The 15,411-nt window shown below is 66.8% G+C and carries 15 protein-coding genes; 13 read left to right on the top strand and 2 right to left on the bottom strand.

Features of this window, described 5'->3' with window-relative positions:
• The first annotated feature begins 375 nt into the window (after positions 1-375).
• From VT03_RS19400 to VT03_RS19345, 12 genes are all read left to right on the top strand, one after another.
• Positions 376-1,020, top strand: a complete 645-nt coding sequence (locus VT03_RS19400; protein ID WP_075094514.1) for a cytochrome c3 family protein — start codon at positions 376-378, stop codon at positions 1,018-1,020.
• A 79-nt stretch (positions 1,021-1,099) separates the two neighbouring features.
• Positions 1,100-4,180 carry a 4Fe-4S dicluster domain-containing protein gene (locus VT03_RS19395; RefSeq protein ID WP_075094513.1) on the top strand — a complete coding sequence of 1,027 codons (3,081 nt, stop codon included), beginning with the start codon at positions 1,100-1,102 and terminating at the stop codon, positions 4,178-4,180.
• Positions 4,170-5,645 carry an NrfD/PsrC family molybdoenzyme membrane anchor subunit gene (nrfD, locus tag VT03_RS19390; protein WP_082846355.1) on the top strand — a complete coding sequence of 492 codons (1,476 nt, stop codon included), beginning with the start codon at positions 4,170-4,172 and terminating at the stop codon, positions 5,643-5,645. Before VT03_RS19395 ends, nrfD begins: the two co-directional genes overlap by 11 nt.
• On the top strand, positions 5,638-6,192 hold the full coding sequence (locus VT03_RS19385) for a DUF3341 domain-containing protein (RefSeq protein ID WP_075094512.1): 555 nt from the start codon (positions 5,638-5,640) through the stop codon (positions 6,190-6,192). The genes nrfD and VT03_RS19385 overlap by 8 nt, the downstream gene beginning before the upstream one ends.
• Positions 6,189-6,863, top strand: coding sequence for a c-type cytochrome (locus VT03_RS19380; RefSeq protein ID WP_082846354.1), 675 nt, complete (start codon positions 6,189-6,191; stop codon positions 6,861-6,863). Before VT03_RS19385 ends, VT03_RS19380 begins: the two co-directional genes overlap by 4 nt.
• The gene (locus VT03_RS19375; protein WP_075094511.1) at positions 6,841-8,013 is read left to right on the top strand and encodes a hypothetical protein; all 1,173 of its coding nucleotides are present in this window, start codon (positions 6,841-6,843) and stop codon (positions 8,011-8,013) included. The genes VT03_RS19380 and VT03_RS19375 overlap by 23 nt, the downstream gene beginning before the upstream one ends.
• Complete coding sequence (locus VT03_RS19370) at positions 8,014-8,541, top strand: hypothetical protein (protein WP_075094510.1); 528 nt, start codon at positions 8,014-8,016, stop codon at positions 8,539-8,541.
• 51 nt (positions 8,542-8,592) lie between these two features.
• A complete protein-coding gene (locus tag VT03_RS19365; RefSeq protein ID WP_075094509.1) occupies positions 8,593-9,459 on the top strand; it encodes an SCO family protein in 867 nt (288 codons plus the stop codon).
• The gene (gene coxB / locus VT03_RS19360; RefSeq protein ID WP_075094508.1) at positions 9,452-10,441 is read left to right on the top strand and encodes a cytochrome c oxidase subunit II; all 990 of its coding nucleotides are present in this window, start codon (positions 9,452-9,454) and stop codon (positions 10,439-10,441) included. Before VT03_RS19365 ends, coxB begins: the two co-directional genes overlap by 8 nt.
• Positions 10,438-12,135: a cytochrome c oxidase subunit I gene (ctaD, locus tag VT03_RS19355; protein ID WP_082846353.1), complete on the top strand. Its 1,698-nt coding sequence runs from the start codon at positions 10,438-10,440 to the stop codon at positions 12,133-12,135. Before coxB ends, ctaD begins: the two co-directional genes overlap by 4 nt.
• Positions 12,116-12,790 (top strand): cytochrome c oxidase subunit 3, encoded by a 675-nt coding sequence (locus tag VT03_RS19350; protein ID WP_197489006.1) that lies wholly within the window; start codon positions 12,116-12,118, stop codon positions 12,788-12,790. The genes ctaD and VT03_RS19350 overlap by 20 nt, the downstream gene beginning before the upstream one ends.
• Entirely contained in the window at positions 12,787-13,107 is a 321-nt protein-coding gene (locus VT03_RS19345) for a cytochrome C oxidase subunit IV family protein (protein ID WP_075094506.1), read from the top strand. The genes VT03_RS19350 and VT03_RS19345 overlap by 4 nt, the downstream gene beginning before the upstream one ends.
• 330 nt (positions 13,108-13,437) lie before the next feature.
• On the opposite strand, the gene VT03_RS33660 is transcribed toward VT03_RS19345, so the two are convergent.
• Complete coding sequence (locus VT03_RS33660) at positions 13,438-13,752, bottom strand: DUF2934 domain-containing protein (RefSeq protein WP_075094505.1); 315 nt, start codon at positions 13,750-13,752, stop codon at positions 13,438-13,440.
• A 374-nt stretch (positions 13,753-14,126) separates the two neighbouring features.
• Between VT03_RS33660 and VT03_RS33655 the strand changes: the two genes are divergently transcribed.
• Entirely contained in the window at positions 14,127-14,477 is a 351-nt protein-coding gene (locus VT03_RS33655) for a hypothetical protein (protein WP_075094504.1), read from the top strand.
• A 176-nt stretch (positions 14,478-14,653) separates the two neighbouring features.
• On the opposite strand, the gene VT03_RS19330 is transcribed toward VT03_RS33655, so the two are convergent.
• Complete coding sequence (locus VT03_RS19330; RefSeq protein ID WP_075094503.1) at positions 14,654-15,397, bottom strand: TraR/DksA family transcriptional regulator; 744 nt, start codon at positions 15,395-15,397, stop codon at positions 14,654-14,656.
• Positions 15,398-15,411 lie beyond the last annotated feature (14 nt).

Here is a 15,411-nt window from a genome sequence, read left to right as displayed (position 1 = left end):
GTGAGGAATCCTCTTCGCCCGGCGGGCGCGGAGGCTCGAACCTCGGCTCCGGACAAAGACGGGCATTCCGCGGACAAGGGGGCCCAGAGAACAACACCGTCCCCCTGCTCCCTTACGAGGGGAACTCCTGGAGGCGAGCTCTGCCCCGCGGTCCCGTGACTGTTGGTGTGTCAGCATGGTTCCTGCGCAAGCAGGACCACGCCCGGAAAAAGAGATTGCATTCCACCGCGGAGTGGTAAACTCCACTCGCGATATTCAAACCGTGCCCGTCCACCGGAGGTGGGAGCGTCTTTCAGCGTTGAACTGGTTGGCAATTTGCGATGGCCCACGCGGAACCCTCCGCGACGATCCCCCAAAGGAGAGTGCCGCGCCGAAATGACCCAGATCTTCCATCCGCTGACGAACTCTCTCGCCAAGGTCACGATCTTCGGCGCCCTCTTCTTCGTCGTGGCCGGCCTCGCGGCCGCCTACGCCGTGGCGACGTCGGACTACTACACCCAGGCCCACATCGTCCGCCCGCAGCCGGTCGACTTCAGCCACCGCCACCACGTCGCGGGCCTCGGACTCGACTGCCGCTTCTGCCACACCTCCGTGGAAAACAGCTCCTCCGCCGGCGTCCCCGCCACGGAGGTCTGCATGAACTGCCACTCCCAGATCTGGTCCGACAGCCCCAAGCTGGCGCTCGTCCGCGACAGCCTCAAGACCGGCCAGCCGCTGCAGTGGACCCGCGTCACCGACCTGCCCGACTACGTCCACTTCAAGCACGACATCCACATCCACAAGGGGATCGCCTGCACGGAATGCCACGGACAAGTCGACGAGATGCCGCTCATGTGGCGCGAAAAGAGCATGCAGATGAAGTGGTGTCTCGATTGCCACCGGACCACGGAAGAGCACGTCCGGCCGCGGAGTGAGGTGTTCTCGATGAAAGCGTTCGCCGGATCGCTCACGGAAAAGAAAGAGCTCGCCAGCCGCTACCGGCTACGGCATCCGACCGACTGCTCGGCGTGTCATTACTGAGGGGAGATGCGGGGCGTTGATGGTGGGGCGTGGGTAGGACGGACGAGCTTGGCACCAGTGAGCGATGACGAGGGTGGATATGGAGTCGAAACATCTGCCGCTCTCGTCGGCCTCGCCACCGCCAGTCACGCACTACCCGCTTTCCTCCCTCCGCCTCTGGCGGGACCTCGACGAACACGCCGGACACTTCGAAACCGTTCCCCATCGCTCGTCTGACGCGCGGCTCGACATCCCCGAGGACCCGACCGTCTTCGGCCGCCGCGAGTTCCTTGAGATGATGGGAGCGGCGGCTGTGGTCGGCGGCCTCTCGGGATGCGACTTCTCACAGCCGCGGGAGACGATCGCCCCCTACGCCCACCAGCCGGAATCCCTCGTCCCCGGCCGCCCGCAGTTCTTCGCCACGGCAATCCACGAAGGGGGACGGACGACAGGGATCCTCGTCGAAAGCCACATGGGCCGCCCGACGAAGGTCGAAGGGAACCCGGACCACCCCGCCTCGCTCGGGGCGACGGACGCCATCGCCCAGGCTGCCCCCCTCTCGCTCTACGACCCCGACCGCTCGCAGGCGGTCCGGCGGCTCGGCGAGATCAGCACCTGGGAGGCGTACCTCACCGACCTGCGGGACGCCCTGCAGCAGCAGGAGGGACAGCAGGGGGCCGGACTGCGGATCCTGACCGAAACGGTCGTCTCGCCGACGCTCCACCGCCAGCTCCGGCAGATCCTGGAACGGTTCCCGAAAGCCCGCTGGCACCAGTACGAGGCGGGACATCCCGACACATCGCTCCGGGCGAGCGAAAAGCTTTTCGGGCGTCCGCTCGATGCGGTCTACCGTTTCGAGAAGGCGGATGTCGTGGTCTCGCTCGACTGCGACTTCCTCGCCACGCTCGACGGCAGTCCGCGGTACACGCGGGACTTCATGTCCCGCCGCGACCTGACGGGCGGCGGCAAGGCGATGAACCGCCTGTACGTCGCCGAGTGCGGCGTCTCGAACACCGGGGCCGCGGCGGACCATCGGCTGCCGGTTCATCCGGCGGTCATGGCGGCGCTGGTTCGAAAGCTCGCCCAGGAGATCGGCGTCGAATCGCTGCCGGCGGAGAGCCGGATCGCGGCGCTGCCGGAAGGGGCGGCAAAGTGGCTCGCGGCGGTCATTGCGGACCTGAAAGGGGCCGCTGGCAAATCGCTCGTCGTCGTGGGCCCCGCCCAGCCGTGGCCGGTCCACGCGCTCGTGCACCTCATCAACGCCAAGCTGGAAAACGTCGGCCAGACGCTCGACCTCATCGAGCCGGTCGCGCTGGCCCCGGTCCATCACATCGAGTCGATCCGCGAGCTGACCCGCTCGATGGCGGCGGGCGAGGTGGACGTCCTGCTCATCGCCGGCGGAAATCCGGCCTACACCGCCCCCGCGGACCTGGAGTTCGCCAAACACATCCGGGCGATTGAACGGCTGGCGGTCCATCTCGGCCCCTACGAGGACGAGACGAGTCTGCAGTGCCACTGGCACATTCCGCAGACGCACTTCCTGGAGTCGTGGAGCGACGTCCGGGCCTACGACCACACGGTGACGATCCAGCAGCCGCTCATCGCCCCGCTGTTTGCCGGCCGGTCGCCGCACGAGTTTCTCTCCGCCGTCGCGGGAACGGAGACCGTCCCGGCCTACGAGGCCGTCCGGGCGACGTGGAAGGAGCAGCGGAGCGACGACTTCGAAGCGGTCTGGAAGAAGTCGGTCCACGACGGCCTGATCGCCGGGACGGAGACGAAGCCGGTCTCGACCACCGCCAGCCCCGCGGCGGAGGTCATCGAAGAACTCGGCCGGTTCGGTACGGGAGCGATCGCGAGCCCGCCCCCGCTGGCGGTCGTCTTTGCTCCCGACCCGACGATCCTCGACGGCCGCTTCGCAAACAACGGCTGGCTGCAGGAACTCCCGAAGCCCTGGACCCGGCTCACCTGGGACAACGCGGCCCTCATGTCGGCCGCGACCGCCGAGCGGCTGGGAGTTACGAAGGGGAACTTCGTCGAGCTGCAGGTCGGCGAGCGGAGTCTCTCGGTCCCGGTCTGGATCGTCCCCGGCCAGCCGGCCGAAGTCGTGACGCTCCACTTCGGTTACGGCCGCAAAGTGGGTGGCCGGATCGCGACGGCCCACGGCTTTGACGCGTTCTCGCTCCGGACGTCGAACGAGCCATCCATCGCCCTCTCCCCGAAAGCGACGGCGGCGGGAGGCCGGCACAAGTTCGCTTGCACGCAGAAGACGACCAGCCTCGAAGGCCGCGACGAAGCGATCTTCCGGACGTTGACCCTCGACGTCCTCGCCAACGGGCTGCCCGTGGTCAGCGGTCACGGAGCCGGCCATGACGCAGCCCATCTGCCGACGCTCCTCCCGGACTGGAACTACCCGGACCGGGCCTGGGGGATGTCGATCGATCTGACGCGGTGCTCGGGCTGCAGCGCCTGCGTCCTCGCCTGTCAGGTCGAGAACAACATCCCGGTCGTCGGGAAGCCCGGCGTCCTGATGGGCCGCGAGATGCACTGGCTGCGGATCGACGAATACTTCGCCGGCGATCCGGAGAACCCCCAGGTCCTCCAGCAGCCGATGATGTGCCAGCACTGCGAGCACGCCCCCTGCGAGTCGGTCTGCCCCGTCGCGGCCACGACCCACAGCAGCGAGGGCCTCAACGAGATGACCTACAACCGCTGCGTCGGGACGCGGTACTGCTCGAACAATTGCCCCTACAAGGTCCGGCGGTTCAACTTCCTGCGGTACTCCGAAGACGGCGACCCGCTGGCGATGCTCCGCGCCAATCCCGACGTGACGGTCCGCTCCCGCGGCGTCATGGAGAAGTGCACCTACTGCGTCCAGCGGATCAACGCGGCCCGGATCGAAGCCTCGATCGAATCGGCCCATACGGGCGAGCCGCTCCAGATCGCCGACGGCGCGATCGTGACCGCCTGCCAGGCCGCCTGCCCCGCCCGGGCCATCGTCTTCGGCGATATCAACGACAAGGGAAGCGCGGTTTCCAAGTGGCGGGAGATCCCGCAGAAGTACGGCGTCCTCGAAGAGCTTGGAACGCGGCCCCGGACGACCTACCTCCCGCGGGTCACGAACCCCTCGCCGCTCCTGGCCGCAGCCGGGCACTCGGAAGGAGGTCAGCCTCATGAGCACTGACCCCCGCGATCCGGAGAGCCCGGAAGCCGGCCTGACCGCGAGTCCCGACGCGGCGACCGCCACGCTCCCGCCGCCCCCGCCCTCCGAAGAGGTCGATCCGACGACGGTCCGGAGCCTGCCGGTCCTGGAGCCCGGCCACTCCTACGCGAGCGTCACCGATCACATCAGCGCCCTTGTCCTCCGCCGCGGACTGCCGCGGGGGTGGATCGTCGGGTTTTCGATCGCATTCTTCCTGACGATGCTCCTGCTGGTCTCGATCACCTACCTCGTGGCGGTCGGGACCGGGATCTGGGGGATCAACATCCCGGTCGGATGGGGACTGGCGATCGTCAACTTCGTGTGGTGGGTCGGGATCGGCCACGCCGGGACCCTGATCTCAGCCGTCCTGCTCCTGCTCCATCAGGACTGGCGGACGTCGATCAACCGCTTCGCCGAGGCGATGACGCTCTTCGCCGTGGCGTGCGCGGGACTTTATCCCCTGTTCCACATGGGGCGGGTCTGGCTCTTCTACTGGATGTTCCCCTACCCCAACACGATGGGGATCTGGCCACAGTTCCGCAGCGCCCTGATCTGGGACGTCTTCGCCGTCTCGACCTATGCCACCGTCTCGCTCCTGTTCTGGTACGTCGGCCTGATTCCCGACCTGGCGACGCTGCGGGACCGGGCCAAAAACCGTTTTGCGCGGGTCTTCTTCGGGGTCCTTGCGATGGGCTGGCGGGGATCGGCCCGGCACTGGCACCGCTACCACGTCGCTTACAAGCTCCTGGCCGGGATCGCGACGCCGCTCGTCGTCTCGGTCCACACGGTCGTCAGCTTCGACTTCGCGACGTCGCTCCTGCCGGGGTGGCACAACACGATTTTTCCGCCGTACTTCGTCGCGGGGGCGGTCTTCTCCGGCTTCGCGATGGTCCTGACGCTCGCCATCCCGCTGCGGGCGATCTACGGCCTGGAAGACTTCATCACGCTCCGGCACCTCGACAACATGGGGAAGATCGCCCTGGCGACCGGCCTCATCGTCGCCTACGGCTACATGATGGAGCTGTTCATCGGCTATTACAGCGGGAACCAGTTCGAGTCGTACGCGATGCTGAACCGGATCACCGGGCCGTACGGGTTCACCTATGTCCTCCTGATCCTGTGCAACGTCGTCACGCCGCAGTTCCTGTGGTCGAAGAAGATCCGCACGAACCCGGTCGCCCTGTTCCTCATCTCGATCATCATCAACATCGGGATGTGGCTGGAGCGGTTCGTGATCGTGATCGTCAGCCTGCACCGGGACTATCTCCCGTCGAGTTGGGACATCTATGTCCCGACCCGCTGGGACTGGGCGATGTTCGTCGGGACGCTGGGGCTGTTCTTTTCGCTCCTGTTCCTGTTCGTCCGGATCCTGCCGGTGATCTCGATCTTCGAGATGCGGGAGCTCGTCGAGAAAACCTCCGAAGAGACCGGAGGTCAGCATGCTTAAACCGCTCGAACCGGTGGTCGAAACACCCTACGGCGTCATGGCCTCGTTCGCCGAACCGCACGACCTGATCGCCGCCACGCGGGCCGCGCGGGCGGCGGGCTACCGCGCGATGGACACCTACACCCCGTTCCCCGTCGAGGAGCTCGACCACGAACTGGGGATGACCCACACCCGCCTGCCGTGGATCGTCTTCGCCGCCGGCGTCCTCGGGGCGCTCGGGGGCTTCGGCCTGCAATATTACTGCGCCGTGATCGCCTATCCGCTGAACGTCGGCGGGCGGCCGCTCAACAGCTGGCCGGCGTTCATCCCGGTGACGTTCGAGACCACGATCCTCGCCGCGGCCCTGGCGGCGGTGTTCGGAATGCTGGCCCTTAACGGCCTGCCGACGCCCTACCACCCGCTGTTCAACGTCCCGGAGTTCGGCCTCGCCAGCCGGGACCGGTTCTTCCTCTGCATCGAGTCGACCGATCCCAAGTTCGACGTCGAGGCGGTCTCGGCGTTCCTGCTCACCCTCCATCCGCTTCAGGTCAGCATCGTCCCCCGATGAGTTTTCCCCTGTCGCATCACCGACCGTCCGAACGGCCTCCCGGCCACAGGGAGACGGGCGATGTTCTGCACCAGTGGACGGGAACCGCGATCGTTCTCGGGGCCGTGCTGCTCGCGGCCGGCTGTCACGACGATATGTACAACCAGGTGAAGCACGAGCCGCTCGAGCCGAGCACGTTCTTCTCCGACGGCCGCAGCTCCCGCCCGCTGGAGCCGGGGGTCGTCGCTCGCGGAACGATCGAGACCGATGACGCCGTCGGGACCGGCAAGCGGGGCGACGCCTTCGTTGCCGAACTGCCGGTCGAGCTGACGCGGGAGCTGCTCGATCGCGGACACGAGAGGTTCAACATCTTCTGCACGCCGTGCCACGGCCTTGCCGGCAGCGGCGACGGGATCGTGGTCGAGCGGGGGTTCCGCCGGCCCCCGTCCTACCACACCGACCGGCTGCGGGGCGTTCCCGACGGCCAGGTCTTCGACGTCATCACCCACGGCTTCGGCGCGATGCCGAGCCTGCGGGAGCGGATCTCCGTCCGCGACCGGTGGGCGATCGTCGCCTATGTCCGGACCCTCCAGCTCAGTCAGGCCGCCTCGGTCAGCGACCTGACGCCGGAGGAGCAGTCCCGGTTGTCGACCGAACAGCGAGGTGGCGATGCCGCTCCCCCTCGCGAGTGACGCGATCTTCACCGTTGAGTCCCTGAGCCTTCTGGGCGCGGCCAGTGACGCCACTTCCGGCGGGACAGTCGGCGCGTCGGTCCTGCTCCGGGGTTACCTGATCGGCTGGCTGTTCTGGCTGGGGCTGAGCCTCGGCGGACAGGTGCTGGTGTGGCTCCACAATCTGACCGGCGGCGGGTGGGGGAAGGCGATCCGCCGCGACTGCGAAGCGGCGGGTCAGACGCTCCCGCTCGTGGCGATCGGGTTCCTCGTCATCCCGCTGAACCTCGCCGCCCTCTACCTCTGGGCCCGCCCCGAAGTCGTGGCCCACGACGCTCTGATCGCGAAGAAGCATCTGTGGCTCAACCCGACCGCCTTCTGCGTTCGAGCGGCGATCTACTTCGGCGTGTGGCTGTTCATGGCGTGGTCGGTCCGCCGGCTGGAGCGGCGGGCGACCGCGGACCCAACGGTCGAGAATGAGCGCGACGTCCGGGCCCGCAGCGCCCTCGGGATCCTGCTCTACGGCCTGACAATGACTTTCGCCGCGATCGACTGGGGGATGTCGCTGGAGCCGCACTGGTTCTCGGGGATCTACGGCGTGATCTTCCTCATCGGGCAGGCGCTGGCGGGGCTCGCGTTCGGGACCGTCCGGGCGATGTCCCGCGGGATGAACGACCTCCCGACGCCGCGGCCGCCGTCGAAAGACCTCGGCAACATGCTGCTGGCGTTCACAATGCTCTGGACCTACGTCGCCTTCTCGCAGTTCCTCATCATCTGGTACGCGGACCTCCCGGAAGAGGTCATCTACTACCGCACCCGTCTCGACCGGGGCTGGCTGTGGCTGGGGATCGTGCTGCTGGCGTTCCACTTCGCCGCGCCGTTCTTCGCGCTCCTCAGCAGCGACGTGAAGCGGCTGGCCCGGATGGTCTCGATCGTCGCGGTGTGGCAGATCGTCCTGCGGTGGTTCGATCTCGTGTGGTGCGTCGAGCCGGCGTTCGCCGACTCCAGCGCCGCGAATCTGTTGATGTTCGCCGTCGTGACGCTCGTCCTCGGCGTCCCCTGGCTGGCGGTGTTCTTCTGGCGGTACGGAACGCTTGTCGACCGCTGGACCCCGACGCCGACGGCTCTCGGTTCCGCTACGGCGCGGCCTCTGCACGGGGAGGCGCACTAGATGGCGGACCATGACGCGACTCCCGAAGAGATCATTCCCCCGCCCGCCGGAGCCGCGGAGCCGGTTCCGCCGCAGGCGACGGATCACGAAGAGTCCGACGTCAGCATTACGGGGCTGGGCGAGTTCCTGATCGCGATGGCGGTGGGGCTCGTCGTCGTGGGGGGCCTGGTCTACTGGCAGTACCGCCGGTTCGAGTGGATCGCCCGCGCCAACGATCCAACTCCGATCCCGCGGGCGGACGAGCGCCGTCCTCCGCCCGAACCGCATCTCCAGGTCGACGAAGTGGCCGACATGGCAACACTCCGGGCGAAGCAGGAGGCGATCCTGCAGAGCATCGCCTGGGTCAACCGCAATGAAAAACTCGTCCGGATCCCGATCGACCGGGCCCTGGCGATCGTCGCCGAGAAAGGGATTCGGCGATGGCCCGCCGTCGCGACCGACGGACCCTCCGCGAAGGACGACGCGAAAGGCCAGCCACCGGCGACCGGAGCCGACGCGGACCAGAAGCCCCCTCCGCCGAGCGACTGACCGCCTCGAACCACCAACGTCCCCGACAGAACGAACCCCAGCCGAAGCCGCATGTCCTCCCTGTCCCGCATCCTCGCCCTTGTCATCGCGCTGCTGACTCCGGCGCTCGCCGCCGCACAGGTGCCGCGACCGATGGCGGTCGGCTCGGGGGAGATTCTCAAATCGGTCCGGTTCGAACAGCGGCTCGGCGGGACGCTCTCGCTCGACGAGAAATTCCGCGACGACCAGGGGCGGGAGATCCGGCTGGCGGACTGCTTCGGCGCGCGGCCGGTCGTTTTGACGTTTGTCTACCACGAGTGTCCGATGCTGTGCGGGCAGGTCCTCCAGGGGCTCGTCCAGTGCCTCAAGGCGATCGACTTCACGCCGGGACGGGAGTACAACGTCGTGGTCATCAGCATCTCGCCGACCGAGACCCCCGCGCTCGCCGCCGGGAAGAAACGGAGCCTCCTCAATCGGTTCGGCCGTCCCGAGACCGCCGCCGGCTGGCACTTTCTGACCGGAGACGAGGCCAGCATCCGAACGATCGCCGACGAGGCGGGATACCGCTACGAGCCCGACCCCAAGACCGGCCAGTACGCCCACCCCAGCGGCCTGATCGTCGTGACGCCCGATGGAAAACTGTCGAAATACTTCTTCGGGATCGACTTCCCGACCCGCGACGTGCGGCTGGCGCTCGTCGAAGCGGCCGAGGAGCGGATCGGGACGGTCGTCGACCAGCTCCTGCTCCTCTGCTTCCACTACGACCCGTCGACCGGCCGCTACAGCCTGACGGTCATGCGGACGCTTCAACTTGCTGGACTGCTGACCCTGGGAGTGATGGGGAGCGGGATCTACTCGATGCTCCGCCAGGAACGGCTGAGGGTGAAGGCCGTGGAGGAGACCGCGGAGCCGGAGCGGGAGGAGGCGGTCCATGGATAACGCCGAATTCCAGCTCTTTCCGGACGCCGCCTCGACCGTCGCCTCGCGAGTCGACGCCCTGTTCCTGTTCATGACCGCCCTGACGGTCTTCTTCACCGTCGCCATCGCCGGGGCGATCCTGTACCTCGGGATCCGCTACCGCCGCGGGGCCAACGTGAACCGCTCGCAATATTCGCCGCCGCTGTGGCTGGAGCTCTCGTGGCTCCTGACGCCGGTCCCGGTCGTGATCTTCGTCTTCATCTGGAGCTCGCAGCTCTTCCTCGAGATGCAGCGGCCGCCGAAGGACGCGATGGAGATCCGGGTCGTGGCCAAGCAGTGGATGTGGAAGCTCCAGCATCCGAGCGGCCGGCGGGAGATCGACGAGCTGCACGTCCCGACCGGGCGGGCGGTCCGGATGACGATGATCAGCGAGGACGTCATCCACAGCTTCTACGTCCCGGCCTTCCGGATCAAACAGGACGTCCTTCCGGGCCGGTACACGACGACCTGGTTCGAGGCCGACACGCCGGGGACGTACCACCTGTTCTGCGCGGAATACTGCGGGACGAACCACTCCCGGATGAAAGGCCGCGTCGTGGTCCAGACGCCGTCGGAGTACGAGGAGTGGCTCGGCGGCGGACGGCGGGACCAGTCGCCGGTCGTGGCCGGGGCGGCCCTGTATGAGCAGTTCCGCTGCGGAAGCTGCCACGCTCCGACCGTAACACCGCTCCGCGCCCCGCCGCTCGAAGGGATCTACGGCCGCTCGGTGAAACTGGCGAACGGTGCGACCGTGACGGCGGACGACAGCTACCTCCGCGAATCGATCACCCGCCCGGCCGCGAAGGTCGTGGCGGGGTTCCAGCCGATCATGCCCGTCTTCGAAGGCCAGATCAGCGAAGAGGGTCTGAGCGACCTGCTGGCGTACCTCAAGTCGCTCGGGGCGGCGGACAGCGGAGCGGGCGGTGCGACCGAAGGAGGTTCCGGGGAGGGTGCGAAACCATGAGTGATCCGCACGGCACCACCGTGAGCCCTTCGCCCGCCCCGCAGCCATCGTCGCCCCCCGGCGTCGTGACGGTCACGCGGCCTGCGGTCCGCGATCCGGTCAACTACCTGAACGTCGACTACAGCTGGAAGTCGTGGCTCCTGACCGTCGACCACAAGCGGATCGGGATCCTCTATCTCCTGTCGATCACGTTCTTCTTCGTCATCGGCGGGGCGGCGGCGGTCGCGTTCCGCCTGGAGCTCATGACCCCCAAGGCGGACCTCTTCGAGTCCGAGACGTACAACAAGCTCTTCACCATGCACGGCGTGGTGATGATCTTCTTCTTCCTCATCCCCTCGATCCCGGCGGTCCTCGGCAACTTCCTCGTGCCGCTGATGGTCGGGGCGCGGGACATGGCGTTCCCGAAACTGAACCTCGCCAGCTGGTACCTGTTCATGATCGGCGGGCTGACCGCCGTCTGGACAATGCTCATCGGCGGGGTCGACACCGGCTGGACCTTCTACACCCCCTACAGCAGCACCTACAGCAACACCTACGTCATGGCGACCGCCGTGGCGGTGTTCATCACCGGCTTCTCGTCGATCCTGACGGGGCTCAACATCATCGTCACGGTCCACAAGCTCCGCGCGCCGGGGATGCACTGGTTCCGGATGCCGCTCTTCATCTGGTCGCACTACGCCGCGAGCCTGATCATGATCCTCGGGACGCCGGTCCTGGCGGTGACGATCCTCCTCGTGGCGATCGAGCGGGGGATGGGGATCGGGATCTTCGACCCCAAGCTCGGCGGCGATCCGATCCTGTTCCAGCACCTGTTCTGGTTCTACTCGCACCCGGCGGTCTACATCATGATCCTGCCGTCGTTCGGGGTCATCAGCGAGATCATCGCCGCCTTCTCGCGGAACCGGGTCTTCGGCTACCGCTTCGTCGCCTTCGCCAGCCTGGGAATCGCGGTCCTGGGCTTTCTGGTGTGGGGGCACCACATGTTCGTCAGCGGCCAGTCCGCCTACGCGGGGATGGTGTTCTCGATCCTGAGCCTCCTCATCGCGGTCCCCTCGGCGATCAAGGTCTTCAACTGGACCGCCACCCTCTACCGTGGCCGGCTGCGGTTCGACACCCCGCTGCTCTACGCCCTGGGGTTCATCGGCCTCTTTACGATCGGCGGCCTGACCGGCCTGTTCCTGGCCCTCCTGGCGATCGACGTCCACGTTCACGACACCTACTTCATCGTGGCCCACTTCCACTACATCATGGTCGGCGGGGCGGTGATGGGGTACCTCGGCGGGCTGCACTACTGGTGGCCCAAGATGACCGGCCGGCTGTATCCCGAAGGCTGGGCCCGGCTGTCGGCGATCCTCGTGTTCGTCGGCTTCAACCTGACGTTCTTCCCGCAGTTCGTTCTCGGTTACCTGGGGATGCCGCGGCGGTACCACATCTATCCCCCGGAGTGGCAGACGCTGAACGTGATGTCCTCCGCCGGGGCCTCGATCCTCGGTGTCGCGTACCTGTTCCCCATCACGTACCTGATCTGGTCCCTCAAGTTCGGACCGAAGGCCCCCGCGAATCCGTGGGACGCGACCGGTCTCGAATGGCAGGTCCCGAGTCCCCCGACGACGCACAACTTTGCGGTGACTCCGCACGTGACGGAAGACGCCTATGCCTACCAAGACAGCGCCCTTGTCGGCGACGCCCACTGACGGGGCGGAGTCCGACGAGCCGGTGGCCCATCATTTCGACACCCTCCAGCAGCAGCAGGAGGCGGTGACGCTGGGGATGTGGGTCTTCCTGGCGACGGAGATCATGTTCTTCGGCGGAGCCTTCGCCACCTACACCGTTTACCGCCGCGAGCACTCCGCCGCCTTCCACGCCGCCAGCCGCGAGCTCGACCTCGTTCTCGGCGGAGTCAATACGCTCGTCCTACTCACGAGCAGCCTCACGATGGCCTTCGCGGTCGCGGCGGCGGGGGCGAGGAAGAAGGGGCTGACCGTCCTGATGCTCGCGGCCACGATGGTCCTGGGGGCCGCGTTCCTGGGGATCAAGGGAGTGGAGTACCACCACAAGTACGAGCATCATCTGCTCCCCGCGTTCGGCCTGCCCTTTGAGTGGCACGATCACGCCCAGGCCGGGGGAGCGAAGCTGTTCTTCTCCCTGTACCTGGGGATGACCGGCCTGCATGCCCTGCACATGGTGATCGGCATCGCCCTGATGGGGATCTTCGCCGTGCGGGTGTGGCGATCCGTGGACGTCGGCCATCGACGGCAGGGGACCGAGGTCCTGGGCCTGTACTGGCACTTCGTCGACGTGGTCTGGATCTATCTGTTCCCGCTGCTTTACCTGATCGATCGATCATGAGCGCTGCCACGACCAACCTTCCCGTTCCGCATGATCCGGCGCATCCGCCGATCGGGCTGTACCTGCGGATTTATGTCTCTCTGCTGGTGCTGCTGGCGGTCACGGTGGGGGCGGCTTATGTCCACCTGGGGCCGCTGAACATTGTGGTGGCGCTCGTGATCGCGTCGATCAAGGCGTGGCTGGTCGTGATGAACTTCATGCATCTGCGGGACAGCCCGCGGCTGAACTGGATTGTCGCCGCCGGTTCGTTCCTGTGGCTGGTGATTCTGATTGTGGGTCTACTGATGGATTACGTGACCCGCAGCCCTGGAGCCTGACGCTCTCGCCGGCACGACTCCCATAGCTCAAACCCAACGTGCTACGGCAGCCTGGGGTCAAGGGGGCCACGCCCCCTTGCCGCCGGAGGCACTTCCATGAGGAACCGTGGGACACAACGGACGTCCCCTTTGTGGGACCGGCGTTGAGGACTCACCGCTCGCCTTGCAATCCCCGCGGGTTGATGTGGGGGCATCCGACACGGTGTCCGCGTTTGGACACGGGCTCCTTCAGACATCTCTCGACGAGAGGGCCTCCGGCGGGCAAGAGGGCGTTGCCCCCTTGCATCCCCCACCAGGGGTGACCCCCTGGACCCCGGATTCGGCGTGGCTTTAATCGCGCTTTGTCGCTGTGACCTGTCGCGTTGACTTACCACGCCGCGACCTCGACTCCGACCCAATCCGATTCGGCAACGGAGCATGCGAAATCGCACCCGTCCACGCCGGCGGATCACTCGCCGGAAACGACTCCTCCGACGCCTCCTGAATCACATCGACGTCCTCATCCCGATCCGCCAGCCGCGACTCAAACACCTCCTGCTCCGCCTCCAGCCAGAACTCCCTGCCATCACCCGGCGGACTGCCAGCCTCCTCCCACTTGAAGTAAGCCAGCTCCCGGATCACCTCGCTCAGATTGTCCATCACCATGGAGACTCCCCCTTCGAAAAGATCCCAGCCCACACCAGGACCGGAGCACCTCTCCCCCGAACTCCCAGCACATGCCGGACCTCGCTCCATTCTAAACCGGCCCACTCCGCTCCCTTGAGCAAGATTCGATTCCCCGAACCGAGCCGACCGGCCGGTTTCCTTTGCAGGCAAAGCGTTTTCGGACACGCCAGCAACGAAGACCCGGAACACGCGAACAGATCCGCTGTGGCTTCTCCCCTTCCGCACCCGCATGGCGGCAGTGCTGCCCTCGTGTTCAGTTTCCTGCCCGCGCCGCGCGGAAACCATTGCCCGGCGGTTCGCGGACCGAGCCCTGTCGGCCAACGGCGCGAACCGCTCAACCGGGGAGAGGGAAGATGAAAGCGCGATTCTGGATGATGACGTTGACGATCGCCGTGACGGTCCTGGCCTTCGCATCGCCATCGGAAGCCCGCCGATGGCGACGGGGCGGCGGATGGTACGGCGGGGGCGGATGGGGCGTGGGCTGGAACGCCTCCCCCGGCTGGAACGGCGGTGGGTACGCCTATGGCAACGGCTACGGCTCCAGCGGCTGGTCCTCCCCCGGCTGGAGCAGCGGCTATGCGGACTCCGGCTACGGGTACAGCGATGCCTGCAACCCGGCGATCGTCGGAGGGACGACCGTAGCGCCCGTCGAGTACGCCGCTCCCAGCGCGGGCTACTCCGACTCCACCGTCTGCTGCTACTGAGGACGGACAGTGTCAAAGAAAGGGAGGCGGACGGAGTCACGCCCCGTCCGCCTCATCAGATCCACCGAGTGTCGAACGACCGCTGAAGCCTTCCAGTCGAAGTTTCCCGTCAACCAGAGTTTTCCGGGGCCGTGACCCCGGGTTACCGGCTGACCGGACTCGATCGGCCAGCGAGGTCACTTGGCCTTGTTCCGCCGCCGCTTGTTGGCCGGGCTCCCGCCGACCGCTCCGCCGGATGGACCACTGGTCGCCCGGTGAACCGGATCGACATCCCGGTCGTCGGGATCGAAGTCGCCGGCTCCCATCTCGGCCTCCAGCTCCTCCTCATCCGGGTCGCCGTGCCCCTCGGTGCTCCCGGCGAGTCCTCCCGACAGCGTCCCTCCGCCAGGCGTCCCGATCGCCAGATCGGTCTCGTGGCGGCGGATCGGTTCGCTCTCGTCGTCGGCCGACACCGGCATGTCGAGCGAGCTGCTTCCCATCCCTTCGCCCCCCAGCGTGTCGCCGAACGAACGGGGCCGGCCGTCGTTGAAGTTCGGCACCGGGATCTCGGATTCCGTCTTCGAGCACTCGACGCAGTACCGCGTGTAGGGGATCGCCTCCAGACGCTCCGGAGCGATCGCCTCGCCGCACGCCTCGCAGGTGCCGAACGTCCCTCCCTCGATCCGATCGAGGGCCGCTTCGACCTCCTGCAGCAGGTTCTCCTCGTTGCCGAGAAGAACCATATCCATTCCGTGCTCGAACTCTTCGCTCCCCTTGTCCCCCAGATGCATCGGGGCGTTGGAGAGATCGCCCGTCCCCGCTTCGCTCGTGAGGCCGGCCGCCGATTCTGCCATCCCCTCGGCGTCGGAACGAAGGCGGTCGCGAGTCCACTTCAGGGTGACTTCCAGGCGTTCGATCGAATCCTGCGTTTTGGTGCTCATAGCCCCGGCTCCTT

This window comes from Planctomyces sp. SH-PL14 (assembly GCF_001610835.1).
Classification (GTDB): Bacteria; Planctomycetota; Planctomycetia; order Planctomycetales; family Planctomycetaceae; genus Planctomyces_A.
The sequence above is the reverse complement of the archived record's forward strand: the minus strand, read 5'-3'. Positions and strand labels throughout refer to the sequence as shown.